The sequence below is a fragment of the Microbispora sp. ZYX-F-249 genome, from assembly GCF_039649665.1.
In the GTDB taxonomy this organism is placed as follows: Bacteria; Actinomycetota; Actinomycetes; order Streptosporangiales; family Streptosporangiaceae; genus Microbispora; species Microbispora maris.
In genome coordinates this window covers 119,829-145,442 of record NZ_JBDJAW010000014.1, presented here as the reverse complement: position 1 = coordinate 145,442, position 25,614 = coordinate 119,829, and the positions used below count along the sequence as shown (strand labels likewise).

Here is a 25,614-nt window from a genome sequence, read left to right as displayed (position 1 = left end):
ACCCGCTGCGTCGTGCCGATTCCGGCGCGGCCGGTCACGACCGTACGAGGGCCGGCCGGGCACAGCCCGCCGCGACGAAGGGGCAGGCGTGGACCGAGCGCGTGGAGCCGCCGCCGTGACCGTGGCACTGATGATCGTGGGGGGATGCGCCCTCGTCGGACGCACGGCGGAGCCGCCCGCGCCGCGGGCCGGGACGGCGCGGATCACCGGCGCCCCGCCGGCGTCCGCCCCGCCGTCGCCGGCCGCGGTCGCGTCGATCGAGCCGGAGCACCCGGGGCGGACCGACGTGTACGCGGCCGACCGGCCGGGGATGCTCAGCCCCGTCGTGAAGGGCTTCCGCTCCCTCGTGTACGTGCCCAACAGCGAGAGCGGCACGGTCGACGTCATCGACCCCGAGACGTACCGCATCGTGCGGCACTTCACGGTCGGGGCGCTGCCCCAGCACGTGGTGCCGTCCTGGGACCTCAAGACGCTGTGGGTGAACAACAACCGGGGCAACTTCCTCACCCCCGTCGACCCCCGCACCGGCAGGCCCGGCCGCCCGGTGCCCGTGGAGGACCCGTACAACCTGTACTTCTCCCCGGACGGCGCGTACGCGCTGGTCATGGCGGAGCGGAACAACCAGCTCGACCTGCGCGACCCGCACAGCATGAAGCCGCTGCGCTCGCTGCCGCTGCCCTGCCGGGGCGTCAACCACGGCGACTTCACCGCGGACGGCAGGGTGTTCCTCGCGAGCTGCGAGTTCAGCGGCGACCTCGTCGTGATCGACTGGCGTGCGCCGAGCGTGATCCGCCGCATCCACCTGGGTCACATGAGCATGCCGCAGGACGTCAAGCTGTCGCCCGACGGCACCGTCTTCTACGTCGCGGACATGGAACGGCACGGGGTGTGGCTGGTGGACGCGGCGACGTACGGGGTCAAGCGGTTCCTGCCGACCGGCCGGGGCGCGCACGGCCTCTACGTCAGCCGCGACTCGCGCCGCCTGTACGTGTCGAACCGGGGCGAGGGATCGGTGTCGGTCGTGTCGTTCGCGAAACGGAAGGTGGTGGACGTGTGGCGGATCCCCGGCGGCGGCTCGCCCGACATGGGCGGCGTGTCGGCGGACGGCACGAAGCTGTGGCTCAGCGGGCGCTACCACGGGGTCGTCTACGTCTTCGACACCCGGCGCGGCAGACTCGTCCGCACCATCCCGGTCGGCGCCGGGCCGCACGGGCTGTGCGTGTATCCCCAGCCCGGCCGGTACTCGCTCGGTCACACGGGTGTCTTCCGGTGACCTGAGCCCCCGGGGCCGGCCGGGGAGCGCCCCTCGGTTGCCAAACCGATACAGGGATGGTCAATCGGTATCAAAGGTCATCATTATGATCGATTCCGATCGTGTTCCCCCATCCCAGGAGTAACTCCGTGCGTACCCGATCCCTGCTGACGGCCGCCGTGGTGGCCGCCGGCGTGATGGCCGTCTCCCAGCCCTCCTACGCGGCGGGCCCGGCCGTCCGGATCACCAAGATCTACTACGACTCGCCCGGTTCGCCGGACTTCGGCGCGAACAGCAGCCTGAACGGCGAGTACGTGCAGATCAAGAACACGACGAGGAAGGCCGTGAGCCTCAAGGGCTGGACCGTCCGCGACAGGACGAAGCGAGCGGACCACGTCTACACGTTCGGCAGGTTCACCCTCGGCGCCGGGAAGACGGTCACCCTGCGCACCGGCAGGGGGAAGAACACCGCGACCACCCTCCACTGGGGCAGGAGCGGGGGAACCTTCGCCTACATCTGGAACCAGACCGCGGACACGGCGTACCTCCGGAACGCCTCCGGCGCGCTGGTCGACTCCTGCTCCTACAACTCGTCGCGGCACGACTACACGATCTGCTGACCTCGGCCGGACCCGCGACCGGCCCCGGCGCAGTGCCGCCGGGGGCCGTCTTCGTGATCCTCGCGGGAATCGTCCCCGGCGCCTCACGCGGCATGAAACATTCAGCGGCCCCGCCGGGATTTCGACCGGCCTCGCCGCCGTCCCCGTCCTGGTCGTCGTGGAGCGGCGCCGCCAAGGTCCTCCCGTGCGCCGCGTTAACGCCGGACCGGATCCGCCCCCCGCGATCGCCCCGCTGGATCGGTCCCCGGCCGCCGCCATAGCCTCCGGGCACTCGCACTCCTGCAACGGATGAGGTGTGAATTGACCGCACGCTCGACAGGACGTCGCCTCACGGCGTCGTTCGCCATGGCCATCGGGGCGATGGCCGCCGCGCTCCTGCCGCTCACCCCCGCGCACGCGGCGTACGGCCCGGACCAGCCGGTCTACCTGCAGCTGGTGAGCAACGACGGCAACGCGACGCAGCTGGCCCTCCTGGACGGCACGGTGGCGTTCGACGACGGGAACACGAAGTACCGCTACTCGCTGCGCCTGTGCTGGCAGCACGCCTACCCGCAGCCCTACTTCACGATCAACGTCAACGGCACGAGCACGGCCTGGCCGACCCAGATCGGCCCGACGTCGATGCCCGGGTGCCAGCAGGCCTACCTGTACAGCGCCGAGGTGAACTTCGGCGGCACCGTCCGCAACGTCCGCTTCGACGTGACCGGCGGGTGGTTCGGCAGCAACGGCCAGTACCAGACGCGGACGAAGAGCACCGGCACCTACGACAACCCCTACAACTGAGCGCCGGATCGCGCCGGCGACGGCGTGCACCATGACCGGACGGAGAGGTCTCCGGCGGGCGGTCCACCGGGATCGCCGACGCCGGGGCCTCGCCGCCCGGCCTCCGGGCGGGCGGCGTCCCGGCCCTGGCTCGGCAGGGACGCGCCGGCGGGATCTAGCAGGGGTTGGCCGCGTTGCCGGTGACCACCCCGTTCCTCACGGTGCTGGTGCCGGCGCCGAGGGTGTAGTCCCTGCCGCTGTTGTTGTCCCAGGAACCCGAGCCGTTGTTGAAGGTGACCTGGAAGGCGGTGGCCGTGCCGAGGTTCACGGTCTTCTTCCTCCAGCCGGCGCAGGCGGCGTCCATGGCCGCGCCGGGGACGGTGGTCCAGGCGCCGTTGACGCCGTAGTGGATGTAGGCCGGGTTCCAGCCCGTGGAGTAGTAGACGGTGGCGGTGTTGCCGCCCGTCGGCGTCACCGTGGGCGTCACCGTGGGCGTCACCGTGGGCGAGGCCTGGGCGCCGACGCGGATGGCGACGGCGCTCCTGCCCGGGACGGTCACCGTCGCCGTCCCCGCGGCGTCCACCGTCACCGAGCCGCCGCCCGCGACGTTGGCGTACGTCCCGGCCGGCAGGCCGGTGGTGAAGGTGCGGGTGACGCCGCCGCTCTCGTTGTTGATCGCCACCCAGCCCCTGTTCCCACGGCTGAAGGCGATGAGGTTGCCCCCGTTGTCGGTCCAGTTCGCCACGGGGGTGCCGGCGACCGTGTTGTGGAAGCCGACCATGCCCGTCATCTCGCGGTCGAAGCAGGTCCACCGGCCGCCGGAGCAGTCGGTGTCGGTGACGAACCCGCCGTTCGCCGACGGCGGGCCGGCCTCGCCGTCGCTCCAGGTGAACGAGGAGTAGACGCTGGGCTTGCCGTACGGCCAGGCCAGCATGAAGACGTTGGCCAGCTTGTAGGCGGCGCCGTACTTGTAGTCGAGGGTGGAACCGTTGCGCTCGGTGTCGTGGTTGTCGACGAAGACCACCGCCTTGTCGTCGCCCACCGACAGGCCCCAGCTCTGGCCGAAGGTTCGCAGCCACTTGATCTGGCCGGTGAACTGTTCCTTGAGCTTGCGGCCGTAGACGAACTCGTCCACGTCGCCGATGCCGGTGTACTGGCTCGGCTGGACCGCCTCGTTCGCGCCCTGGACGACCTCCTGGTGGATGTACGGCGAGCCCCTCAGCCTGGACCTGATCGCCGCGAGGTCGTCGGGGCCGATGTGCTTGGCGGCGTCGATGCGGAAGCCGTCCACGCCGAGGTCGGTGAGCCTGTTCATGTACGCGGCGATCTGGCCGCGCACGTAGTCGGAGCCGGTGTTCAGGTCGGACAGGCCGACGAGCTCGCAGTTCTGCACCCGCCAGGCGTTGTTGCCGTAGTCGGCGTCGTCGATGCCGCAGGTGGGGGAGTGGAAGTCCCAGGAGGAGTACAGGCCGGGGTAGTCGTACTTGCTGAAGGAGTAGCCGCCGTAGCTGGTGGCGCCCTGCCCGGTCATGTGATTGATGACGGTGTCCACCTGCACCTTCACCCCTGCGGCGTGGCAGGCGGCGACCATGTTCCCGAACGCGGTCTCGTCGCCGAACTTGCCGGTGAGGACGTAGCGGGCGGGCTGGTAGACGTCCCACCACACCGAGCCGCCCTTGGACATGGAGTCGGCGGGCGGGGACACCTGCACCGAGCCGTACCCGGCCGGGCCCAGGACGTCGGTGCATTCCCTGGCCACCGACTTCCAGTTCCAGTGCCACAGGTTCGCGGTCACGCCGGGGCCGGTCGCGGCGCCGGCGGCGGTGTCGGTGAGCGCGGGCAGCGTCACCGCGGTGCCGGCCGTCACGGTCGCGGACAGCGCGCCCGCGACGATCGCTTTGTACAGTCGCATAGAGGGGTCTCCAGGACATCGGATCGGGATCCCTTGAACGCGGGCCGGGTGGAGCCGACACCCGGCCCGCCTCGTGCGCACGCCTGTGAGAGGCGCACGCGGTGCCGCGGACGCGCGGGGTGGTTTCCCGGCGGCACGAACGATCGGCGCCGCGCGGCCGGAACACGGACGAGGCGGGGGCGGCGCCCTCGCGCCGCGGGGAGACGGGCACACCATCGGGGCCTCCGTCGGGTTTCCGAGGTGTTGCCTGGAAGTTACTTAGCGGGCACCCCTTGTGCAAGAGATTGCAGCAACTTTCAGAATTTTTCCGGCAATGTATCGCGTGGTGGTCCGGGGCGCGTGGCCGGTGGCCGGGGGCGATAGCCTCGCGGGGTGAGCCCTGCTTCCCGCCGCGCGCAGCGCGCCGGCGAGCCCTGTCCCTGTGGTCTGCAGGCCGCCTACGGCGAGTGCTGCGGCCGGTACCTCGCGGGACGTGACGCGCCGACGGCCGAGGCGCTGATGCGCTCGCGCTTCTGCGCGTTCGCCGTCGAGGACGAGGTGTACCTGCTGCGGACCTGGCATCCCGCCACCCGCCCGGCGCGGGTCCAGTTCGAGCGGGGCATGCGCTGGACCGAGTTGGAGATCGAGGCGGTCACCGGCGGGAGCCCGATCCACACGGAGGGCACCGTCACCTTCCGCGCCCACTACGTCTACCGGGGACGGCCCGGCGAGATGCGCGAGCAGAGCCGCTTCGTCCGGCACGAAGGCGCCTGGGTCTATCTCGACGCCGTCGGCGAATGAATCCCACCAGGCCGGACATTTATCTGAATAGCGGTATAAGCGTCGAATGTCGGGGTCTAAAGGCATAGCGACAAAAAAAGCGTCATCATCCATGCCGCGCTCGGCATGAGCGGGGCCGAGGCCGTGACGCGGGGTATGAGGTCGGCGTTGCTCATTTCCGCGACGAAAGCCCACGCCGGATGGCCTTGGTAGGTAGGTGCGTTCCACGATGTCTCGCCGCTGTACGTTCCGCTCGCGGCCGCTCCGGGCCGTGACGGCCCGCCGCCTGACGCTGGCCACGCTCGCGGCCACGATCGCGTGGACCGCCGTGACCCAGGAGTCGAGCACGGCCGCGAGCGCGGCCACGAGCGCGGCCGCGCATTCCGCGCGTCGTGCTGCGGCGAACGTCGTCACCGGTCACGGCGGTGGCGGCGGGGAGCAGGTGGCGTCCGGCGGGTCGGCCAGGGCCCGGCAGGCGAATTCGGGCAACGGCAAGTTCAACCAGAACCTCAACGGCGTGTTCGCCCCGACCTTCATGATCGGCCAGCAGCAGACCGGCATCACGAACGGCGGGCGCATCAGCACGCAGGGCGCCTTCTGCGGCCCGGGCCCGAGGCTCTGCAAGGTCTGGCAGAACATGCCCATCACCTCCAACGGCTGGTGATCGGGGATACGCGGGCCCGGAAATTCCACGAATGGGAGAGTCGTGCTGACTGATATGGCAACGATGCCGTAAGACATCGCGCGCGCCGGGCGCGGAAAACCGGCGCGTGACTAGCCTGGGGGCGGCCTGGGCGAAAAGGGCCGCCCAAAGCACGGGAGCGCGCGATGAAGTGTCGGTGGTACGTCAGGACGGCTTCGAAGAAGATCGGTTTCGGTCTCCTCGCCTGCGCGTCGGTCGCGGCGGTGCTGGCCGCCGCCGGCCCCGCCGCCGGGGACACGCGCAGCCATGGGCGGGAGACGCCTCGACGGCAGGAGCCCGGGCTCCGGACCACGCCGGTCGAGCGGGCCGCCGCCCGGCCCGGGCTCACCGCCTCTACCACCACCACCAGTCGCGGCACGCAGCAGGTCTCCATCAACGTCGCGAACGGGGGGACCGGCGTCCAGAACGCGATGTGCAGGGGTAACCGCGGGTGCGACATCGTGCAGGCGCTGGGCGTGCCGTACACGGGCGATCCGGCCGGTCCGCCCGGGCAGCCCGCGGCTGCGCAGGCGTCGCCACGGGCGGGAGCGGCGGCAGGTCCGAAGGTGAAGGCACGGCACCGGGCGGGCTCTCCCGGCGCGCGGGGGAACGGGTCCGCGGACGGCGCGCGGCCGGGTGCCCGCGCCGGACGCGGGACTCCGCCGCGGACGCCTCCGTTGGTAACCTCGACAGTGGGAAGGGCGAACGCGTCCCCTCCTCTGTCCACGGCCCGTCAATGAGGATCACCCCGAGTCGTCAGGATTGCGCACCATGTCGAAAGCCGGTCGGTCCCAAGAGGAGATTCGCCGGCGCAACCTCGGTGATCTGCTGCGGCACGTGCACCTGTCCGGCGCGCTGTCCCGCTCGGAGCTGGCCGACCGGATGGGCCTGAACCGCAGCACCATCATGGCGCTGACCGCCGAGCTGTCCGCGGCGGGCCTGGTCGGCGAGGAGTTGCCGGGGGACACCGGCAGGGCGGGCCGGCCGTCGCTGGTGGTCCGTCCCGAGCGCGACCGGGCGCACGTGCTGGCCTTCGACGTCCGCGTCGACCGCCTGGTCGCCGCCCGGGTGGGGCTGGGCGGCGAGATCCTCGACCGCCGGGAGGCGGTCAGGCCCCGGGCGGGCGCGGACCTGGAGGACGTCGTCGGCGTGCTCGCGGGATTCGGCCGCGAGCTGCGGCGCGGCGCCCGGCCGGGCTCGGTGTGCGTCGGGGTCGGCGCGGCCTACTGCGGCATGATCCGGCCCGCCGACGGCACCGTCCGGTACGGGCCCTACATCGGGTGGGTGGACCAGGCGTTCGGCGTCGAGCTCGGCGCCCGGCTCGGGCTGCCGGTGCTCGTCGGCAACGAGGCCCACCTGGGCGCGCTGGCCGAGCGCGACCGAGGCGTGGGCCGCGGCTACGACAACCTGATCTACCTGCACGGCGACGTCGGCGTGGGCGGCGGGATCATCGTCGGCGGCAAGCTGCTGGACGGCGACGGCGGCTACGGGTGCGAGCTGGGGCACATGATGGTGAACCCGTACAACGGGCGGCCTTGCATGTGCGGCTCGCGCGGCTGCCTGGAGGCCGAGGTCGGCGAGCACGCCCTGATCGACGCCGCGGGCCGTTCCGGCGAGCTGAGCGGGCGCGAGGGCGTGCGCGCGGTGGTGGAGGCCGCCGCGGGCGGAGACGCGGCGGCGCAGGAGGCGCTGCGCCGGGTCGGCGACTGGCTGGGCATCGGCGTGGCGAACCTGATCAACCTCTTCAACCCCGGGATGGTGATCTTCGGGGGCATGCTGCGGGACGTGTACCCGGGTTCGGAGGCGCAGGTCCGCGGCAGGGTGGAGACGAACGCCATGCTGATCTCCCGCGAGCGGGTGCGGCTGTGCGTGTCGGCGCTCGGAGACGACGTCACGCTGGTCGGCGCCGCCGAGCTGGCCTTCTCCAGACTCCTGGCCGGCCCTCTGGAGGTGCTCGCGGAGATGCGCCGCCGTGCTGCGGGCCAGGCGGCGCTCCGGAGGCGCGCGCTGGCGCTGTGACGGCACCGCGCCGGCAGGGCTGAGCGGCAGGGCTGAGCGGCAGGGCTGAGCGGCAGGGCTGAGCGGCAGGGCTGAGCGGCAGGGCTCAGCGGCAGGCGAAGGTCTCGGCCTGGCGGCGGAAATCATCCGCCTTCGCCAGGTGGGAGTCCCCGTCGCAGGACAGGCCGGAACACGGCCGCTCCGCGAGCGCGTGGTGAAGGGCCGCCAGACGCTCCTGCGCGTCCGCCAGGCCCACGCAGATCGACTCGGCCCTCTCCCGCATCGTCGCCATGTGCGTGCGGGCCTGCTCGCGCAGCAGCCGCGAGCGTTCCAGCAGCGCCTCCCGGTCGTCCTGCCCGGACGCGCCGGGAAACGCCCTCACGGGGCGTACGGGCGCCATCCTCCAAGGCCGGCCGAGTCCTTCGCCCCGGCCCGGCAGCAGCACGAGCCGCCGATCCAGGGGCGCCATGGGCGCGGCGCGTACGACGGCGGGACGGTCCGGCCGTCCCTCCGGCCACAGGAGAGCGAGCAGCCGGCCCAGCGGGCGGCTCGCCCAGACGATGAGGCCTCCGGAGGCCTCGGCTGCGGCGATGTGCACGCGCTCGAGCGCGCGCACCCCCGCGAGGTCGCAGAACTTCAGGTGGACCGCGTCGAGCACCAGGTGCACGCAGCCGTCCCCGATCAGCCCCGTGACGATTCCTTCGAGCCTCGGACAGCTGGCGAGGTCCATCTCTCCGCTGACGCTCACGACGGCGGAGTCCGACTCGCGCTGTGTCACCTTCACCCACAGATTCATGGGTGACCTCCTTACCCCGCCTGCGGCGGGGAGACGGGCACCGGGCGATCGAATTTCTTTTCCGAGCGCTCCGCATGACTCCGGCAGTTCCAGGATATGGGGCGGATATGGATGCGCTCGTCCAGCGGGACGTCGTGGTCGTCGCCGCGTCCGCGGGAGGCATCGAGGCCCTGCGGACGCTGCTCGGCGGCCTTCCCGCCGGTCTGCCCGCCTCCATCCTGGTCGTCCTCCACATCTCGCCACGTGCGGGCAGCGCCCTGCCGGGAATCCTCGACCGCGCCGGACCGCTGAAGGCGGCCGCGGCGCAGGACGGCGAGCCGCTGCGGCACGGGCGCGTGTACGTGGCCCCTCCCGACCTCCATCTGCTCGTCAACGACGATGCCGTCCGGCTGTCGCGGGGGCCCCGGCACAACGGGCACCGCCCGGCCGCCGATCCGCTGTTCCTCAGCGCGGCCGCCTTCGCGGGCCCGCGGACCCTCGCCGTCATCCTGAGCGGCACCCTCGACGACGGGGCACGGGGGTGCGCCGAGGTGGAGCGCCGCGGCGGGCTGGTGGCCGTGCAGGACCCCGAGGAGAGCCCGTTCGACGGCATGCCGCGCGCGGCCATCGCCGCGACGAGGCGGCCGGCGGTGTCCTCCTTACGCGGCATCGCGGAGTGGATCGTGCGGGAATGCGAGGGAACGCGGGCCGTCGGGGAGGTCGCGGTGGACCGGAAGCTCCGGCACGAGCTGGCGGCGTTCTTCTCGGCACGCCCGCCGGACCCGCCTCCCGGGCGGTTGAGCGCTTTCACCTGCCCCGACTGCAACGGGCCGTTGTACGAGGTGGACGCGCCCCCCAACGGGCACTACCAGTGCATGGTGGGTCACGCCTGGTCGATGGAGAGCATGGTCGACGGGCAGTCGGAGGCCGTGGAGCGCGCCTTCTGGGTGGCGATCCTGCGGATCGAGGAACGGTTGCGGCTCCTGACGCGGATGCTGGGCAACGCCGAGGAGCGCGGGCAGGTTCTGACGGTCCGGCGTCTGCGGCAGCAGACGGCGCGGGATCGGGACGCCCTGGACACCCTGCGCCACCTGCAGAGTCAGCTCGGCCGGGAAGCACCCGCCCCGGTCACCCACGGCGACGAGCGGCGATAGCGTGGACCCATGGTCACCAGCGAGGAACGCGAGTTCGACGACCTCCTGCTGATGCTCAAGGAGACCCGGGGGTTCGACTTCACCGGGTACAAGCGCAGCACGCTGCAGCGCAGGATCGCGCGGCGGCTGGAGGCGCTCAAGCTCGAGACGACGGGGGAGTACCGCGACTACCTGGAGCTGGAGCCGGGCGAGTTCGCGGTCCTCTTCGACAGCCTGCTCATCAACGTCACCGGGTTCTTCCGGGACCCGCAGGCCTGGCAGGTCCTGCGGCACAGGGCCATCCGCGCCGTCCTCGCGGCCAAGGGCGGCGGCCGGCCGATCCGGGCCTGGAGCGCGGGCTGCGCCACCGGGGAGGAGGCCTACAGCCTCGCCATCGCCCTGGCGGAGGAACTGGGGCCGGACGAGTTCCAGGAACGGGTCAAGATCTACGGCACCGACCTGGACGACAGGGCCCTGCAGGTGGCCCGTACGGCGGTCTACGACGGGCGCAAGGTCGCCGACATGCCGCCCGAGCTGCGGGACAAGTACTTCGAGCCGACGGGAACGGGCTTGGCGTTCCGCCGGGACCTGCGCCGCCAGCTCATCTTCGGCCGCAACGACCTCACCAAGGACGCCCCGATCTCCCGCGTCGACCTGCTGCTCGCCCGCAACACCCTGATGTACTTCAACGCGGAAACCCAGCAGAACATCGTCCGCAAGTTCCACTTCGCCCTCGCCGACCCCGGCTACCTCTTCCTGGGCAAGGCGGAGATGCTGCTGAACCACAGCGACAAGTTCGAGCCGGTGGACCTGCGCATGCGCCTGTTCAGGAAGATCCCCCAGCCTGTGAGCGGGACGCGCATCGGCTGGAACTCCCCGGCGGCCCAGCCGGAGGAGAACACGCGTCTTCCGCGGCTGCAGGGCGCGGCTCTCGCCTCCGGTCCCGTCGCCCAGCTCACGCTCGACGCGGCGGGCAGGCTCGCCCTGCTCAACACCCGTGCCGAGGTCATGTTCGGCCTGCAGGCCCGCGACGTGGGCAGCCCGTTCCAGGATCTCGAGGTGTCCTACCGGCCCGTCGAGCTGCGGTCGCTGATCGAGCAGGCCGAGCTGGACCTGCGCACGGTCGAGCTGCACGACGTCATCTGGCAGCGCCCCGGAGCGAAGGAGCCGGGCGTCTTCGACGTCGCCGTCGTCCCGCTCATGGACAGGACCGGCGAGCTCGTCGGAGTCACGATCAACTTCCACGACGTCACCCGCTATCGCCGGCTTCGCGACGAACTGGAGCAGGCCAACAAGGAGCTCGAGCACGCGTACGAGGAGCTGCAGTCGCTCAACGAGGAGCTGGAGACCACCAACGAGGAGCTCCAGTCGACGAACGAGGAGCTGGAGACCACCAACGAGGAGCTCCAGTCGACGAACGAGGAGCTGGAGACGATGAACGAGGAGCTCCAGTCCAGCAACGACGAGCTCCAGCAGATCAACGAGACGCTCAACGTCCGGACGCGGGAGCTCGACCGGGCCAACCAGTTCGTCGCCTCCGTGGTGCGCTCGCTCGGCGACGTGGTCGTCGTCGTCGACCGTGACCTGCGGGTGCTGCTGTGGAGCCCGGGGGCGGAGGAGCTGTGGGGGCTGCGCGCCGACGAGGCCGACGGCCGCGACCTGCCCTCACTCGACATCGGCCTGCCCCTCGGCCCGCTGCTGCCCGTGGCGCGGCGCGTGCTGGACGGCGCGGCGGCCGCGGACGGCCAGGGGGACCCGGTGAGCGTCGAGGCCGTCAACCGCAGGGGCCGTCCCGTCCGGCTCGCGGTCACGCTGGCGCCGCTCCACGAGGACGACGCGTCGGTCCAGGGGCTGATCCTGGTCATGAGCAGGGGGGAGTGAGGCTCCGGGTTCGCGGCCGCCTCACGTGACGAGACCGACCCCGCCGATGATGGCGCCTCCGGGCATGCCGTCCCAGCGGCGCTGCGCGGGATCGGGCCGCCACAGGTGCAGCGGCACCACGCCGGGCTCCAGCACGTCGAGGCCGTCGAAGAAGCCCCGGACCCGGGCCGCGGTGCGGGGCACGATGCCGCCCGCGGTGGTCGCGGTGTAGACGTCACGGCCCCGCCTGACCGCGTCCTCGTCCAGGTCGCCGTGGGTGATGTGGGAGAGCACCAGGTGACTGCCCGGGACGAGCGGCTTGCGGAACGCGTCGACGACGCGCGCCGCCTCCACGTCGTCGGTCACGAAGTGGAGGACGGCGAGCATGATCAACGCGACCGGCCGGGTGAGGTCGAGGTGGGCGAGGACCTCGGGGTGGCCGAGGACGGACTCCGGCTCGCGCAGGTCCCCCTCGACCACGACGGACCTGGGGTTGTCGGCGAGCAGGGCGCGCGCGTGGGCGAGCACGATCGGGTCGTTGTCGACGTAGACGACCCGTGACTGCGCCGCCTCGGCCTGCGCGACCTGGTGGACGTTTTCCTGCGTCGGCAGCCCGGTGCCGATGTCGAGGAACTGCCGGACGCCCGAGCGCGCCAGGTGCCGTACGGCCCGCACGAGGAAGGCGCGGTTGGTCCGGGCGACCTCACGGGCGTTGGGCAGGATCGAAATGATCTTCTCCGCCGCCTCGCGGTCGGCCGCGAAGTTGTCCTTGCCGCCCAGGTAGTAGTCGTACATCCGGGCCACGCTCGGCGTGCCGGGGTCCACCACCCACGCGGGAGTCTCCTCCTCGTGCACGCTCTGCCCTCCACTGCTCGGGTCCGGTACGCGGCACGCGACGACGACCATCCTAAAGACACGATCGCCGGTTTTGACCGCCCGATCCGACAATCGGCAATGTCGGATGTCCTCGTACGAGCCGGCCGCGGCCCCGCCGGGGATTCACAGAAATAGAACAAGTTCTCGTACGCTCCGGGGTATGCGTTTCACCTATGCCGAGGCCATGACCGACCCGTCGTACTACCTGCCGCTCGCCCGGGCCGCGGAGGCGGCGGGGTACGCGAGCATGACCGTGGCCGACTCCCTGGTCTATCCCCGCGAGTCGGACGCGAGGTACCCGTACACGGCGGACGGGGACCGGGAGTTCCTGGAGGACAAGAGCTTCATCGAGACGTTCGTCCTGATCGCCGCCATGGGGGCGGTGACCTCGGCGATCCGGTTCACGCCGTTCGTCCTCAAGCTCACGGTGCGCCCGCCGGTGCTGGTGGCCAAGCAGGCCGCCTCCGCCGCCTGGCTCACCGGCGGCCGCCTCGCCCTCGGTGTCGGGCTCAGTCCGTGGCCGGAGGACTACGCCGCGATGGGCGTGCCGTGGGCGCGGCGGGGCAGGCGCATGGACGAGGCCGTCGAGATCGTCCGCGGCCTGACGCGCGGCGGCTACTTCGAGTACCACGGCGAGTTCTACGACCTGCCGGCGGTCAAGATGTCCCCGGTTCCGGCCGAGCCGATCCCGATCCTGGTGGGCGGGCACAGCGAGGGGGCGCTGCGCCGCGCGGCCAGGCTGGGGGACGGCTGGATGCACGGCGGGGGCGACCCCGCCGAACTGGACGCGCTGCTCGCCAGGCTCGCCGCGCTGCGCGCCGAGGAGGGCACCGCCGGCCGGCCCTTCGAGATCCACGTGATCTCCCCGGACGCCTACAGCGCCGACGGCGTGAAGCGACTGGCCGACAAGGGCGTCACCGACGTGATCGTCGGCTTCCGCAGGCCGTACGTGAAGGGGCCCGACACCGAGCCGCTGAGCCGGAAGATCGAGCACCTGGAGCGCTTCGCCGAGAAGGTGATCGCCAAGGTCGGCGGGCTGCCGTGAGACCCGTGCCGCGCGGCGGGCAGCGAGGCTAGAACGCGTTCTTGTCAGCCGTTCCGCGCTCGCGCATGCTGGGGCGCATGGACCTGATCGCGCTGGAGGAGATCCGCCGGACCAAGTACCGCTACCTGCGCTGCCTGGACCTCAAGCACTGGGACGGCTTCGCCGACACGCTCACCGGCGACGCCGTGGCGGCCTACGACAACCCGGTCGCCGGCGACCCGCTGCGGTTCGCCGGGCGCGAGGCCATCGTGGGCTACATGCGCGCCAGGCTCGGGCCCGAGGTGATCACGACGCACCTCGCCGGTCACCCCGAGATCGAGATCGACGGCGACGACGCGAGCGGCACCTGGTGCCTCGACGACACCGTGATCATCCCGCGCCACCGCCTGATGATCCGCGGATCCGCCTACTACGAGGACACCTACCGGCGCTGCTCCGACGGGCGCTGGCGGATCAGCGGCACCGGATACCGCCGGACGTACGAGTACACGGTCTCCCTCGACGACCTGCCCGGCCTGCGGTTCACGGCGAACCGCTGGGCGGCGTCCTGACTCCTTCCGGCCCCGCCGTTGACCGTGCCTAGAACGAGTTCTACTCTCACGATGAGCAAGGTCATCGTCAGCGCCGCGCGGCGGAGGGAGTCCGATGGCCACGGAACCGTTCGCCCTGGCGATCGCGGAGGCCGAGAAGATCATCCGCTCCGCCCGGCACGTACGGACCGAGCAGGACCTGGCCGAGGGCCTGGACTACCTGGCGGGCGGCATCAAGGCGGCGTTGCACATGACGTGGGCCTACGATCGCGACTTCCCCTTCTTCGCCGCCTCCACCGGTCCGTACGCCAAGCTCGGCCTGGACAACCCCGACACGCTCTACTTCCACGCCTACATCCGCGACGACGCCGAATACGTGGTCACGGGCCGCCGGGGGACGACCGCGGACCTGAGCTTCCAGGTGCTCGACGGCGACTACTCGCCCGCGCGGTCGCCCGGCAGCCTCACCGCCTTCGACGACCGCGACATCGAGATCGCCCCGGACGGGTCGTACGAGCTGCGCTTCGGCCCGGCCGGCACGGGGGCGCGCCACACGCTGGGGCCCGGCGCGGCGATGCTGATCGTGCGCGAGGTCTTCTCCGACTGGGACGCCGAGCGGCCCGGCGAGATCCGCGTCCACCGCGCCGACACGCTCGGGTCGGCGCCCCCGCCCCCGGCCGTGGACAGGATCGCGAAACGCTACGAGGTGGCCGCGAGGATGCTGCTGGGCCGGCTGCGGACGTTCCTCGCGTTCCCGGAGCGGCACTACCTCACGCTGCCGGTCAACACGATGACCGAGCCCCGGCCCACCCCGGGCGGCCTCGCGACGCAGTACTCCTCGGTCGGCCACTACGACCTCGACGACGACCGCGTCATGGTCGTCACCGTGCCCGCCGCGGGCCGTGACGTCGCGCCCTACCAGGGCTTCCAGCTCGGCAGCATGTGGTACGTCTCGCTGGACTACGTCAACCACCAGACCAGCCTCACCGCCGACCAGGCCCGCCACGACCCCGACGGCAAGATCCGCTACGTGATCGCCGAGCGCGACCCCGGGCTGGCCAACTGGCTCGAACGCACCGGGCACCGCCGCGGCTACCTGCAGATCCGCTGGCAGCGGCTGACCCGCCCGCTCGGGCCCGGGGACGGCCCGGAAGTGGAGGTCATGCGGTTCGAGGACCTGCCGTCCCGGCTGCCCTACCACGACCGGCAGCGGGTGAGCCCGGGGGAGTGGGCGGCCCGGATCGCCGCGCGGCAGGCCGCGGTCGCCCGAAGGATGCTGGGCTGATGCCGCTGGAGGGCCGGGTCGTCGTGATCTCGGGGGTCGGGCCCGGGCTGGGGCGCGGCCTCGCGCTTGGGTGCGCGGCGGCCGGGGCCGACGTGGTGCTGGCCGCCCGCGGCGAGGAGCGGCTGGCCGCGGTGGCGGAGGAGGTCGCGCGGCTCGGCCGCCGCGCGGTGCCGGTGCCGGCCGACGTGACCGACGAAGCGTCGCGGCGGCGGCTGCTCGCGACGGCGCTGGAGAGTTGCGGGCGGGTCGACGGCCTGGTCAACAACGCCTTCGCGATGCCGCCGATGACCGACCTCGTCGACGTGGACCTCGGCGCGGTGCGCGCCGCCTTCGAGACCAACGTGCTCGCCGCGTTGCGGCTCACCCAGCTGTTCGCGCCGGCGCTCGCCGAGCGGGCGGGCTCGGTCGTGATGGTCAACTCGGCGGTGCTGCGGCACTCGCGGCGCACGTTCGGGGTGTACAAGATGGCCAAGGCGAGCCTGCTCGCCCTCGCCCAGAGCCTGGCGACCGAGCTCGGGCCGCGCGGGGTGCGGGTCAACAGCGTCGCGCCCGGCTACATCTGGGCGGACAACCTGAAGCGCTACTTCGAGGCCCTGGCCCGGCGGCGCGGCGTCCCCGTGCGGCAGGTGTACGACGAGACCGCGGCCACGCTCGACCTGCGCAGGCTGCCCGAGCCCGACGAGATCGCCGACGCCGCGGTGTTCCTGCTGTCCCCGCTCGCGCGGGCGGTCACCGGCCAGTGTCTCGACGTCAACTGCGGCGAATGGCACCACTGAGCGGTTTCCATCAGCATGTGGAGGCGACCGGATGAGCACGGGACGCGACGGCATCGGCACGATCGAGGACCTGCACGCCCGGGCGAGCGGCGCCACCGGCCTGACCGACTTCGGGGACGACCCCTACCTCGACGGCCTCGGGGTGCTGCTCGAGTCGTACGCCCGGGACGCGGCGCTCACCCCGTCCGGCGCCCGGGCGGCCCGCGCGATGCTGCGCGGCGCGCTGACCGCCCGGCTGCGGTGCGAGGAGGCGTGGCGGCGGCACCCGGAGCACGCGGCCGTGCCGGTCGAGCGGCCGATCTTCGTCACCGGGCTGCCGCGCACCGGCACCACCGCACTGCACCGGCTGCTGACCGCCGACCCCGCCAACCAGGGGCTGGAGCTGTGGCTGACCGACGCGCCCCGGCCGAGGCCGCCGCGCGAGGCGTGGGCGGGCGACCCGGAGTATCGGGCCGCCCGGGCCGCGTACGAGCGGCACCACGTGCGCCATCCGGAGTTCATGGGTGTGCACTACATGTCGGCGGACATGGTCGAGGAGTGCTGGCGGCTGCTCCAGCAGTCGATGCGGTCGGTCTCCTTCGAGTGCCTGGCCCACCTCCCGGCGTACTCGGACTGGCTGGCGGCGCAGGACTGGACGCCCGCCTACGAGCGGCACCGGCGGATCCTCCAGCTCGTCGGGCTGGGCGACCCCGGCCGGCGGTGGGTGCTGAAGAACCCCAGCCACCTGTTCGCCCTGGACGCGATCATGGACGTCTACCCCGGCGCGCTGGTCGTCCAGACCCACCGCGACCCGGTCACCGCCATGGCCTCGATGTGCAGCCTTGCCGCGCGGGCGACCGCCGGGTGGTCGGAGGCGTTCACCGGCGCGGTGATCGGACGGGACCAGCTCGGCCTGTGGAGCCGGGGCCTCGACCGCTTCCGCGCCGCCCGGGCCCGGCACGATCCGGCGCGGTTCTTCGACGTGCACTACGAGGAGTTCGTCCGTGACCCGCTCGGCACGGCCGAGGCGGTCTACGCCCGTTTCGGGCTGCCGCTCGGCGACGCCGCCCGCGCGGCCATGGCCCGCCTGCACGAGGAGAGCCGTTCGGGGGAGGCCCGGCCGTCCCATCGGTACGAGTTGTCCGGCTTCGGGCTGACCCCCGAGGAGGTCGAGGCGCGTTTGTGACCCCGGCGTGGGGGCCGGATGCCGCCCGGAGGGTCAGCGCCCGGCCCTGCCGGTGGACCAGGCCCAGACGGCGACGGCGACGCGGTTCCTGGCTCCGATCTTGCGCTGGATGGACGCGACGTGGTTCTTGACCGTGCCGGGGGCGAGGAACAGCTCCGCGGCGATCTCCGCGTTGGTCCTGCCGTAGGCGACCATGGCCACGATCTCGTCCTCGCGCTCGGTGAGCACCACGTGCGGCGTGCCGCGTGCCGCGACCCGGTCGCGGAGCAGCCGGACGGTGAGCTGCGGACTGATGAGCACGTCGCCGTTCATCGCGGCGCGGACGGCCTCGACGAGCAGGGTGGGACCGGAGCGTTTGAGGACGAACCCGTCGGCGCCGTGCTCCAGCGCGGCGTGGACGTACTCCTCGAGCCCGAACGTGGTGACGATCACGACCCGGATGCCGGTCCCGGCGAGGGCGCGGGTCACTTCGATGCCGTCGGCCCCGGGCATGCGGATGTCGGCGAGCACGACGTCGGGCCGGACGGCCATGGCCGTGTCGATCGCGGTGCGGCCGTCGGCGGCCTCGGCCACCACGGTCATGTCGGGCTGGGCGTCGAGGATCATGCGGAAGGCGGCGCGGATGCCTTCCTGGTCGTCGGCGAGGAGGATTCGGGTGACCACGCGGGGGATTGTGCCAGCGGCAGGCGGGCGGTCAGCGACCACCCGTCCGGTACGGCCCGGGCGACGAGCTCGCCGCCCCGCTCCCGGACGAGTGCCGTGAGGCCGGCCAGCCCGGCCCCGCCGCGCCGGCGGCCGGGAGCCCGGCTCACCCCGTCGTTGGTCATCGTGATCTCCAGGACGTCGTCCGCGGCGCGGAGGCCGAGGTCCACCCGGCCGGCCCGGGGAGCGTGCCGCCGGACGTTGGTGAGTCCTTCGACCACGACCCGGTAGGCCAGGGCCGCGATCTCCGCCGGGACCGCCGCCGGCGTGTCCGTGCTCAGATGGACGCGCGCGGGCCCGGCGGCCGAGAACCGCGCGGCGGTCTCGCGGATGCCGCTCAGGTCGCCGGTGGGCACGTGGGGCCGGTCGTGCCGGAGCATGTCGAGCGTGCGGTCGAGCATCGACATGGCTCGCTGGCCGGCGGCCTCCACGCGTACGAGGGCCTGACGCGGATCGCCCGCGACCCTGCCCGCCTGGGCGTGCGCCACCATCTCGCTGATGTCGTGGGCGACGAAGTCATGCAGGTCCTGGGACAGTCGCAGCCGCAGGGCGGTGCGGGCGTCGGACACCGCGCGGTCCCGCCGTACGTCGAGAAGACGCAGGTAGGCGCCCGCCCCGATGGCGGCCAGCGCGCCCAGCCCCCAGAACGCGCACACGCCCATCCCTTCCACAGGAGAGGCGGGAGTGAAGACGCGGAGCACCCACACGGCCGCCGCCGTGCCGGTCGCCGTGGCCGCCGGCACGGCGGCTCGCGCCGGCGCGTACCGGACCAGCAGGCCGGCCAGCACCATGAGGGCCACGCTCTCGGCCATTCCGGACACGTCGGCGACCCGCGTGTGCCGCGGCCCGCCGACGAGGTGCGCCAGCGTGACGGCGAGGGACAAGGCCGCCGCACCGGCCGGCAGGGTCAGGCGCGAGCGCGTCTTCGGCCGGAACAACGCCGTGGCCGCCGCCACGACGGCGACCGGCGCCGGCACGACGGCGGCGGCGACCGGAACCAGGCTCACCCGGGAGACGATACGCGCCCGGACCGATCGATCCGAAGGGCACGAACGGCACATTCACCGGCGCCGGGACCTGCCGAACGGCATATGGCCCGGCGACCGGCGGTCCCGGGACAGTGATCACATGACAACCATGACCTCTGGCCGGCCAGGCCGTTCGGCGGCGCTGTGGGCGGCGCTGTGGGCGCTGGTCTACGGAGCGCTCGGCGTCGCGTGGGCGCTCGGCATGCCGGGCTTTCCCTGGGGCTCCTCGGATCCCGATCCGGACCGGGCGCTGTCGATCCTGGCCGGGACGGGACCCCGCTTCGGCTGGTGGATCGCCGCCTTCGCGTTGCCGACCGCCGTGACGGCGCTGGCGCTGACGCGCGGGAGCGACAGCCGGCTACCGCTGTTCTTGGCCTGGCCGATCGCCGCTCTGCTGATCCTGGTGGTCCCCGACTCCCGGGTGATGATGGGCGTCGCGTACACGCCGCTGCTGCTGGTGGCGCCGGTCTTCGGCTGGGGCCTGGGCGGAGCCACTCTCGCCGACGCCTGGCCGTGGCCGGTGCTCAACCAGCTCGTGTGCGTGCTCGGGGGGCTGCTGCTGGCCGCCGCGGCGCTGGCCTACGGCCGGCGGCGGCGACGGGCGAGCTGGTTCACGCCCGAGCGGGGACGCCGGGCGGTGTACGTGGCGGTGGCGGTGCCGCTGCTGTACTGCGCCACCCGGTGGGCGTGGGCGCTGGGCATCCCGCTCGGCATCAGCCGGGAGTTCCTGGCGCAGGGCCAGGACGACGGCATGTGGCTGGCGGGGGCCTATCTCGCGACCTTCGGCGCGTTCGGCGGCCTGCTCACCCTCGGCCTGACGCAGCGATGGGGCGAGATCTTCCCCCGATGGCTGCCCGTCCTGCGCGGCCGGAGGGTGCCGCCGCCGCTCGCGGTCGTTCCCGCCGGATTCGTCTCGATCATCGTCACCGTGGCCGGGCTGACCTACATCAGGTGGACCGTCGCCGGCCGGTTCGCCCTGGACGAATGGGGCGCCTGGCTGCCGGAGTGCTTCTGGCCGATCTGGGGCGGCGCGCTCGCCGTCGCCACCGTCTCCTATCGCCTCCGCCGCCTCGGCGGACGCGACGGGGAACCGGCGGCGGAGGTCAGCCCGCGGCGAGCGCTCCCATGATGCGGTCCTCGCTGACCTCGGGGCCGGCGAGTTCGCCGACCACCGCGCCGTCACGCAGGACCACCACGCTGTCGCAGTTCTCCACCAGCTCCGACACGTCGGAGGAGATCAGCAGGATCGCCAGCCCGTCCACCGCCAGGTCGTCGAGCAGCGCCCGCATGGCCAGCTTGGTCGCGATGTCGACGCCCCGGCTGGGCTCGTCGAGCAGCAGCACTTTCGGCTGCATCGCCAGCCAGCGGGCCAGCAGCACCTTCTGCTGGTTGCCGCCGGACAGCTCCCCGGCGGCCTGACGGGGCGAGACCGCCCGGATGTCCAGCCGCCGCATGAACGTGGCGACGATCCGGTCCAGATGCGCGTCGGAGACGATGCCCGCGCGGGACAGCCGGGGGAGCGCGGCCAGCGCGATGTTGTCGCGGACCGACAGCGTCGGCACGATCCCCTCCACGCGGCGGTTCTCCGGAACGAGACCGACCCCGGCGCGGATCGCGTTCCTGATCGACCACTTGCCCGTGGGCGCGCCCGCGATCGTCACCTGCCCGGCGTCCACCCGCAGCGCGCCCGCGATCGCCTTCGCGGTCTCGCTGCGCCCCGCGCCCCGCAGGCCGCCCAGGCCGACCACCTCTCCCGTACGCAGGGCGAGGGAGACGTCGCGCAGGACGTGGCGGCGGGTCAGCCCCCGGGCCTCGAGCAGGGGCTCGTCGGCGGGCGGGCCGGCGGGCTCGCCGGTGACGGCGGCGTCGGCCCCGCCGGCATGGAAGGGCCGGCCGAGCAGGAGCGAGACGAGCCTGCGGCGGTCGAGGCCGGCGAGCGGCCCGGTGTGCACCACCCGGCCCTCACGCAGCACGGTCACGCGGTCGCAGATCTCGTAGAGCTCGTCGAGCCGGTGGGTGACGTACAGCACCGCCCGGCCCTCGGCACGCAGGCGGGAGATCGCGCCGAACAGGACCTCCAGCTCGTCGCGCTCCAGCGCGGACGCGGGCTCGTCCAGGACGACCAGCCACGCGTCCGCGGACGCGGCCCGGGCCAGGGCGACGAGCTGACGCGCGCCGCCGCCGAGCGAGCCGAGCGGGCGGCGCGGGTCCGCGCGCAGCCCGTAGGCGGTCAGCAGCTCGGCGGCCCGCGCGTGCATGGCGGCGAAGTCGATCAGCCCGAAACGGCCGCGCGGCTCCCGTCCCAGGAACAGGTTGGCGGCGATGCTCATCGTGGGGACGAGACCGGCGTCCTGGTGGATGGTGGCGATCCCGAGCCGGGCCGCCTCGGCGGGGGAGGAGAGCGCGACCTCCTCCCCGAGGAGGCGCAACCGGCCGGCGTCCGGCCTGCACACTCCGGAGAGCACCTTGACCAGGGTCGACTTGCCCGCGCCGTTGCCGCCGACGAGCGCGTGGACCTCCCCGGCCCGCAGGGCCAGGGTGACGTGGTCGAGCGCGGGCGCGCCCTGAAAGCTCTTGCATATACCTGCGGCCTGCAGCACGGTTGCCTCCGCCTCGAATGGTGAGCCCGGCAGGAAACAATCTCGTAACGAGGCCGTCACATTCGATCAAATCTGAGCAACGTGCAGGCGGACGCCCTTGCCGCCGAGTTCGTCGAGCACGTCGCGCGGGGCGGCGTCGTCGGTGACCAGGTGGTCGATCTGCTCGGCGGACACGGTCTGCACCATCGCGTCGATGCCGATCTTGGTGTGGTCGGCCAGCACGACGACCTCCTCCGCCGCGGCCGCCAGGGCCTGGTCGACGCAGGCGACCTGCATGTTCGGGGTCGACAGGCCGCGGTCGGCGGTGAGTCCGTTGCCGGAGATGAAGGCCCGGCGCACGCGCAGTCCCGCGAGGGACCGCTCGGCCGCGCTCCCGACGAGGGCGAGGATCGGACCGCGCAGCGTGCCGCCCGTCAGCATCACCTCGATGCGCGGGGAGCCGGCGAGGGCCTGGGCGACGAGCAGCGAGTTGGTGACCACGGCGAGCTCGGTGTGCCTGCTCAGCCTGCGGGCGAACTCCTGGGTGGTGGTCCCCGGGCCGACGACGATCGCGTCTCCGTCCTCGACCAGCGACGCGGCCAGGTCGGCGATCGCGGACTTCTCCGCCGAGGAGAGCGCCACCTTCTGGACGTAGCTGGCCTCCCTGTTCAGGTCGCCGGGGAGAGTGGCGCCGCCGTGGTGCCGGTTGAGCAGGCCCTCCGACTCAAGCGCGCGCAGGTCGCGGCGGACGGTGACCTCCGACGACTGGACCGCCTGCGCGAGCTCGCGCAACGAGACGGCGCCGTTGGCCCGCACCAACTCCAGGATGCGCTGGCGGCGCTCGGCCGCGAACACGGGCCGGCGCCCGTCGCTGTCCGTGTCGACCACGCCCTCACCCTCCGCTGTGACCGGTTCCGATCATAGTAGACCGGCGAAACCGGCGCACTGTTGACCGGAAATGAACGAATCTGATCCGATCTCTTGACCGGACGCCCATGGCGATGCTTATTTGAGGGCGATAACCGACTCGATCCTGTCCGATTCTGATCGGTCCCGTTCGGAAGGCGCGATCCCCGCGTGCCCGGTCCGCGACGCCGATCTCGACCCACCCCCCACGTCACGGCAGGAGGGCGTCGGCGTGCGCCGCCTCTGAGCGCCGCCGCCGCGCCGGCCGGTCGCGGTCACGCCGTACGGCGCGTCCGCCCGGCCCGGCCCTGCCCTGCCCGCAGGAAAGGATCCCTGTGAGAAAGCCCATCCTCTTACTCCTGGCCGTCGTTCTCGGCGCGGTCTGGCAGGTCGCGGGGCAGGGTCCCGCGACCGCCGCCGACGCCGAGCGGCACGGCCTGCGCGGCGACTACTACCTGTCCTCGGCGGCAGGGAAGTTCGACTTCGCCCAGCTCAAGGCCACCGTGATCGACCCGGATCTGGAACTGCCGGACCTCAACCCGGTCTTCACCTCGCTGACCGGGCGGGAGGACGACGTCACCGTGCGGTGGACGGGCCGCATCCAGCCCGCGTACTCCGAGCCGTACACCTTCTCGATCATCGGGGACAACGGCTTCCGGCTCTGGGTGGACGACACGCTCGTCATCGACCACTGGGTGGACGACTGGGACAAGGAGCAGACCGGCACCCCGATAACCCTGCAGGCCGGCCGGAAGTACAACTTCAAGGTCGAGTATTTCGAGCACTTCGGCGGTGCCAACCTCCACCTGCGCTGGCAGAGCCCCAGCCAGGCCAAGCAGGCCGTGCCGGCGGAGGCGTTCTACCTTCCCGAGGGCTTCGACCCGCCCGGGCCGGCGAGCGTCACCGTCGACGCGGCGGGCGGCACCGCCACCCTCGACTTCGGCGGCACCGCGCTCGCGCCGCTCCCCGCCGGCGCCGCCGGGCACTTCGGCCTGACGGTCGCCGCGACGAAGTGGCCGGTGGAGTCGGCCGCCCTCGACGGGACCACGAAGGTCACGCTGAAGCTCGGCGCTCCCATCCCGCGCCTGGCCGCCGACGTGCGGGCCTCCTACGACGGTGACGGCGGCCTGGCGAAGGCGGACGGCACCGCGATCGAGGCGTTCTCCTGGGTGCCGGTGACCAACGCCTCCACGTACGTGCTGAAGACCCGCTGGGCGGACAAGGTGAACGCGGACAACCCGCTGCCCGAGTATCCCCGCCCGCAGCTCGTCCGCGACCGCTGGCAGAACCTCAACGGCACCTGGCAGTTCGCCGCCGCGAAGGAAGGCGAGGCACCGCCCTTCGGCCGCGACCTCGCCGAGAGGATCGTCGTGCCGTACCCGGTGGAGTCGAGCCTGTCCGGCATCGGCCGCCACGAGGACCGCATGTGGTACCGCCGCACCTTCGAGGTGCCGTCCTCCTGGAAGAAGGACCGCGTCCTGCTCCACCTCGACGCCGTGGACTACGAGGCGGTCGTCTACGTCAACGGCAAGCAGGTGGGCGCGCACAAGGGCGGCTACGACAGGTTCACCGTGGACGTGACCGACGCGCTCACCCGCAAGGGCCGGCAGGAGCTGGTCGTGGGCGTGAGCGACCCGACCGGCGCCGGCGGCCAGCCCAAGGGCAAGCAGACCCTGACCCCGGGCGGCATCTGGTACACCCCGGCCTCCGGCATCTGGCAGACCGTCTGGATGGAGCCGGTCGACCGGACGTACATCGAGGCCGTGGACACGATCCCCGAGGTGCTCGGCCAGTCCCTGCGGGTGACGGTCCGGGCCGGCGGGGACGCCACCGCCGTCGTCACCGCCCGCGCCGGCAAGCGCGTCGTCGGCAGGGTCACCGGCCCGGCCGGCAAGGAGCTGGCCGTGCCGATCCCGGACCCGCACCTCTGGACGCCCGACGACCCGTACCTGTACGACCTCACGGTCGAGCTGAAGGGCGGCGACAAGGTGGAGAGCTACTTCGGGATGCGCTCCATCTCGACCGGCAGGGTGAACGGCACGACCAGGGTCATGCTCAACGGCACGCCGGTCTTCCAGTTCGGCCCGCTCGACCAGGGCTACTGGCCGGACGGCATCTACACCGCGCCGACCGACGAGGCCCTGCGCTACGACCTGGAGCAGACGAAGGCGCTCGGCTTCAACATGGTGCGCAAGCACATGAAGGTCGAGTCCGACCGCTGGTACGCGTACGCCGACAGGCTCGGCCTGCTCGTCTGGCAGGACATGCCGTCGACGAACGGTTCGCCGGGCGCGGCCGACAAGGAGCAGTTCGAGAGCGAGCTGCGGGAGATGGTGGACCAGCACCGCAGCAGTCCGTCGATCGTGATGTGGGTGCCGTTCAACGAGAGCTGGGGCCAGTACGACGTCTCCAGGATCGCCGACTACGTCAAGAGCCTCGACCCCTCCCGTCTCGTGGACAACCAGAGCGGCATCAACTGCTGCGGCGCCCAGGACGGCGGCAACGGCGACGTGATGGACTACCACATCTATCCCGGCCCCGGCAGCCCCGGCCGGCCCGGCTTCTTCCGTGCGTCGGTGCTCGGCGAGTACGGCGGGCTCGCCCTGCCGGTGGTCGGCCACACCTGGACCGGCGGCGGCTGGGGCTACGCGGTCGAGGCCGACGGCGAGGCGCTGACCAAGCGCTTCCTGGAGATGGACGACGCCCTGCGCAGGCTGCACGCCTGCAACGGCCTGAGCGGTGCCGTCTACACCCAGACGACCGACGTGGAGACCGAGATCAACGGCCTGATGACCTACGACAGGGCCGTGACCAAGCCCGACGTCAAGCGCGTCCACGACGCCAACAAGGCCCTCACCGCGGAGATCCTCCCGGCCTGCGCCTGATCTCTCGGCACCACGGCGGCCCGGACGACGGTCCGGGCCGCCGGCCCCCGAGAACCGCGCACGGCGTGTCCTCCCGGCCCGCCG

At 72.4% G+C, this 25,614-nt stretch carries 22 protein-coding genes; 15 read left to right on the top strand and 7 right to left on the bottom strand.

Annotated features, from left to right (window positions below; genetic code table 11):
* Positions 1 to 88: 88 nt before the first annotated feature.
* From AAH991_RS18780 to AAH991_RS18770, 3 genes are all read left to right on the top strand, one after another.
* Positions 89 to 1,273, top strand: a complete 1,185-nt coding sequence (locus tag AAH991_RS18780; protein WP_346227147.1) for a YVTN family beta-propeller repeat protein — start codon at positions 89 to 91, stop codon at positions 1,271 to 1,273.
* A 128-nt stretch (positions 1,274 to 1,401) separates the two neighbouring features.
* Positions 1,402 to 1,872 carry a lamin tail domain-containing protein gene (locus AAH991_RS18775; protein ID WP_346227145.1) on the top strand — a complete coding sequence of 157 codons (471 nt, stop codon included), beginning with the start codon at positions 1,402 to 1,404 and terminating at the stop codon, positions 1,870 to 1,872.
* Positions 1,873 to 2,172: 300 nt separating this feature from the next.
* On the top strand, positions 2,173 to 2,655 hold the full coding sequence (locus tag AAH991_RS18770; protein ID WP_346227144.1) for a hypothetical protein: 483 nt from the start codon (positions 2,173 to 2,175) through the stop codon (positions 2,653 to 2,655).
* A gap of 154 nt (positions 2,656 to 2,809) precedes the next feature.
* Here the strand turns inward: AAH991_RS18770 and AAH991_RS18765 are convergent, their stop codons facing one another.
* Complete coding sequence (locus tag AAH991_RS18765) at positions 2,810 to 4,546, bottom strand: carbohydrate binding domain-containing protein (protein WP_346227143.1); 1,737 nt, start codon at positions 4,544 to 4,546, stop codon at positions 2,810 to 2,812.
* Between the two features lie 372 nt (positions 4,547 to 4,918).
* Between AAH991_RS18765 and AAH991_RS18760 the strand changes: the two genes are divergently transcribed.
* From AAH991_RS18760 to AAH991_RS18750, 3 genes are all read left to right on the top strand, one after another.
* Complete coding sequence (locus AAH991_RS18760) at positions 4,919 to 5,326, top strand: YchJ family protein (RefSeq protein ID WP_346227142.1); 408 nt, start codon at positions 4,919 to 4,921, stop codon at positions 5,324 to 5,326.
* A 208-nt stretch (positions 5,327 to 5,534) separates the two neighbouring features.
* Positions 5,535 to 5,969: a hypothetical protein gene (locus AAH991_RS18755; protein ID WP_346227141.1), complete on the top strand. Its 435-nt coding sequence runs from the start codon at positions 5,535 to 5,537 to the stop codon at positions 5,967 to 5,969.
* A 789-nt stretch (positions 5,970 to 6,758) separates the two neighbouring features.
* Positions 6,759 to 8,006 (top strand): ROK family transcriptional regulator, encoded by a 1,248-nt coding sequence (locus AAH991_RS18750; RefSeq protein ID WP_346227140.1) that lies wholly within the window; start codon positions 6,759 to 6,761, stop codon positions 8,004 to 8,006.
* 85 nt (positions 8,007 to 8,091) lie between these two features.
* On the opposite strand, the gene AAH991_RS18745 is transcribed toward AAH991_RS18750, so the two are convergent.
* On the bottom strand, positions 8,092 to 8,781 hold the full coding sequence (locus AAH991_RS18745; protein WP_346227139.1) for an STAS domain-containing protein: 690 nt from the start codon (positions 8,779 to 8,781) through the stop codon (positions 8,092 to 8,094).
* A 107-nt stretch (positions 8,782 to 8,888) separates the two neighbouring features.
* On the opposite strand from AAH991_RS18745, the gene AAH991_RS18740 reads away from it, so the two are divergent.
* Both AAH991_RS18740 and AAH991_RS18735 read left to right on the top strand, forming a co-directional pair.
* Complete coding sequence (locus tag AAH991_RS18740) at positions 8,889 to 9,914, top strand: chemotaxis protein CheB (protein ID WP_346227138.1); 1,026 nt, start codon at positions 8,889 to 8,891, stop codon at positions 9,912 to 9,914.
* Positions 9,915 to 9,923: 9 nt separating this feature from the next.
* On the top strand, positions 9,924 to 11,774 hold the full coding sequence (locus tag AAH991_RS18735; RefSeq protein WP_346227137.1) for a CheR family methyltransferase: 1,851 nt from the start codon (positions 9,924 to 9,926) through the stop codon (positions 11,772 to 11,774).
* 21 nt (positions 11,775 to 11,795) lie between these two features.
* On the opposite strand, the gene AAH991_RS18730 is transcribed toward AAH991_RS18735, so the two are convergent.
* Complete coding sequence (locus tag AAH991_RS18730; protein WP_346227136.1) at positions 11,796 to 12,608, bottom strand: SAM-dependent methyltransferase; 813 nt, start codon at positions 12,606 to 12,608, stop codon at positions 11,796 to 11,798.
* A 181-nt stretch (positions 12,609 to 12,789) separates the two neighbouring features.
* Between AAH991_RS18730 and AAH991_RS18725 the strand changes: the two genes are divergently transcribed.
* From AAH991_RS18725 to AAH991_RS18705, 5 genes are all read left to right on the top strand, one after another.
* A complete protein-coding gene (locus tag AAH991_RS18725; protein WP_346227135.1) occupies positions 12,790 to 13,674 on the top strand; it encodes a TIGR03619 family F420-dependent LLM class oxidoreductase in 885 nt (294 codons plus the stop codon).
* Positions 13,675 to 13,751: 77 nt separating this feature from the next.
* Positions 13,752 to 14,225, top strand: a complete 474-nt coding sequence (locus tag AAH991_RS18720; protein WP_346227134.1) for a nuclear transport factor 2 family protein — start codon at positions 13,752 to 13,754, stop codon at positions 14,223 to 14,225.
* A gap of 94 nt (positions 14,226 to 14,319) precedes the next feature.
* Positions 14,320 to 15,489 (top strand): hypothetical protein, encoded by a 1,170-nt coding sequence (locus tag AAH991_RS18715; protein ID WP_346227133.1) that lies wholly within the window; start codon positions 14,320 to 14,322, stop codon positions 15,487 to 15,489.
* Positions 15,489 to 16,265 (top strand): SDR family oxidoreductase, encoded by a 777-nt coding sequence (locus AAH991_RS18710; protein WP_346227132.1) that lies wholly within the window; start codon positions 15,489 to 15,491, stop codon positions 16,263 to 16,265. Before AAH991_RS18715 ends, AAH991_RS18710 begins: the two co-directional genes overlap by 1 nt.
* Positions 16,266 to 16,296: 31 nt before the next feature.
* Positions 16,297 to 17,430, top strand: a complete 1,134-nt coding sequence (locus AAH991_RS18705; protein WP_346227131.1) for a sulfotransferase family protein — start codon at positions 16,297 to 16,299, stop codon at positions 17,428 to 17,430.
* A gap of 33 nt (positions 17,431 to 17,463) precedes the next feature.
* On the opposite strand, the gene AAH991_RS18700 is transcribed toward AAH991_RS18705, so the two are convergent.
* On the bottom strand, positions 17,464 to 18,093 hold the full coding sequence (locus AAH991_RS18700) for a response regulator (protein ID WP_346227130.1): 630 nt from the start codon (positions 18,091 to 18,093) through the stop codon (positions 17,464 to 17,466).
* Complete coding sequence (locus AAH991_RS18695; protein ID WP_346227129.1) at positions 18,033 to 19,139, bottom strand: sensor histidine kinase; 1,107 nt, start codon at positions 19,137 to 19,139, stop codon at positions 18,033 to 18,035. The genes AAH991_RS18700 and AAH991_RS18695 overlap by 61 nt, the downstream gene beginning before the upstream one ends.
* Before the next feature lie 121 nt (positions 19,140 to 19,260).
* On the opposite strand from AAH991_RS18695, the gene AAH991_RS18690 reads away from it, so the two are divergent.
* Positions 19,261 to 20,289, top strand: a complete 1,029-nt coding sequence (locus AAH991_RS18690; RefSeq protein ID WP_346227128.1) for a hypothetical protein — start codon at positions 19,261 to 19,263, stop codon at positions 20,287 to 20,289.
* Here AAH991_RS18690 and AAH991_RS18685 read toward each other — a convergent pair.
* Together AAH991_RS18685 and AAH991_RS18680 are read right to left on the bottom strand one after the other, a co-directional pair.
* Positions 20,264 to 21,760 (bottom strand): sugar ABC transporter ATP-binding protein, encoded by a 1,497-nt coding sequence (locus AAH991_RS18685; RefSeq protein WP_346227127.1) that lies wholly within the window; start codon positions 21,758 to 21,760, stop codon positions 20,264 to 20,266. The two genes, AAH991_RS18690 and AAH991_RS18685, sit on opposite strands and share 26 nt — an antisense overlap.
* Before the next feature lie 66 nt (positions 21,761 to 21,826).
* On the bottom strand, positions 21,827 to 22,627 hold the full coding sequence (locus AAH991_RS18680; protein ID WP_346227126.1) for a DeoR/GlpR family DNA-binding transcription regulator: 801 nt from the start codon (positions 22,625 to 22,627) through the stop codon (positions 21,827 to 21,829).
* Between the two features lie 353 nt (positions 22,628 to 22,980).
* Here AAH991_RS18680 and AAH991_RS18675 point away from each other — a divergent pair, with 353 nt between their 5' ends.
* Positions 22,981 to 25,530, top strand: coding sequence for a PA14 domain-containing protein (locus AAH991_RS18675; protein WP_346227125.1), 2,550 nt, complete (start codon positions 22,981 to 22,983; stop codon positions 25,528 to 25,530).
* The last annotated feature ends 84 nt before the right edge of the window (positions 25,531 to 25,614 follow it).

Bases quoted from the DNA above. Each gene is read 5' to 3' on its own strand.
- AAH991_RS18715 (WP_346227133.1), top strand. From the start codon at position 14,320: ATGGCCACGGAACCGTTCGCCCTGGCGATCGCGGAGGCCGAGAAGATC.
- AAH991_RS18750 (WP_346227140.1), top strand. From the start codon at position 6,759: ATGTCGAAAGCCGGTCGGTCCCAAGAGGAGATTCGCCGGCGCAACCTC.
- AAH991_RS18740 (WP_346227138.1), top strand. From the start codon at position 8,889: ATGGATGCGCTCGTCCAGCGGGACGTCGTGGTCGTCGCCGCGTCCGCG.
- AAH991_RS18720 (WP_346227134.1), top strand. From the start codon at position 13,752: ATGGACCTGATCGCGCTGGAGGAGATCCGCCGGACCAAGTACCGCTAC.
- AAH991_RS18765 (WP_346227143.1), bottom strand. From the start codon at position 4,546: ATGCGACTGTACAAAGCGATCGTCGCGGGCGCGCTGTCCGCGACCGTG.
- AAH991_RS18725 (WP_346227135.1), top strand. From the start codon at position 12,790: ATGCGTTTCACCTATGCCGAGGCCATGACCGACCCGTCGTACTACCTG.
- AAH991_RS18735 (WP_346227137.1), top strand. From the start codon at position 9,924: ATGGTCACCAGCGAGGAACGCGAGTTCGACGACCTCCTGCTGATGCTC.
- AAH991_RS18710 (WP_346227132.1), top strand. From the start codon at position 15,489: ATGCCGCTGGAGGGCCGGGTCGTCGTGATCTCGGGGGTCGGGCCCGGG.
- AAH991_RS18690 (WP_346227128.1), top strand. From the start codon at position 19,261: ATGACAACCATGACCTCTGGCCGGCCAGGCCGTTCGGCGGCGCTGTGG.
- AAH991_RS18705 (WP_346227131.1), top strand. From the start codon at position 16,297: ATGAGCACGGGACGCGACGGCATCGGCACGATCGAGGACCTGCACGCC.
- AAH991_RS18745 (WP_346227139.1), bottom strand. From the start codon at position 8,781: ATGAATCTGTGGGTGAAGGTGACACAGCGCGAGTCGGACTCCGCCGTC.
- AAH991_RS18755 (WP_346227141.1), top strand. From the start codon at position 5,535: ATGTCTCGCCGCTGTACGTTCCGCTCGCGGCCGCTCCGGGCCGTGACG.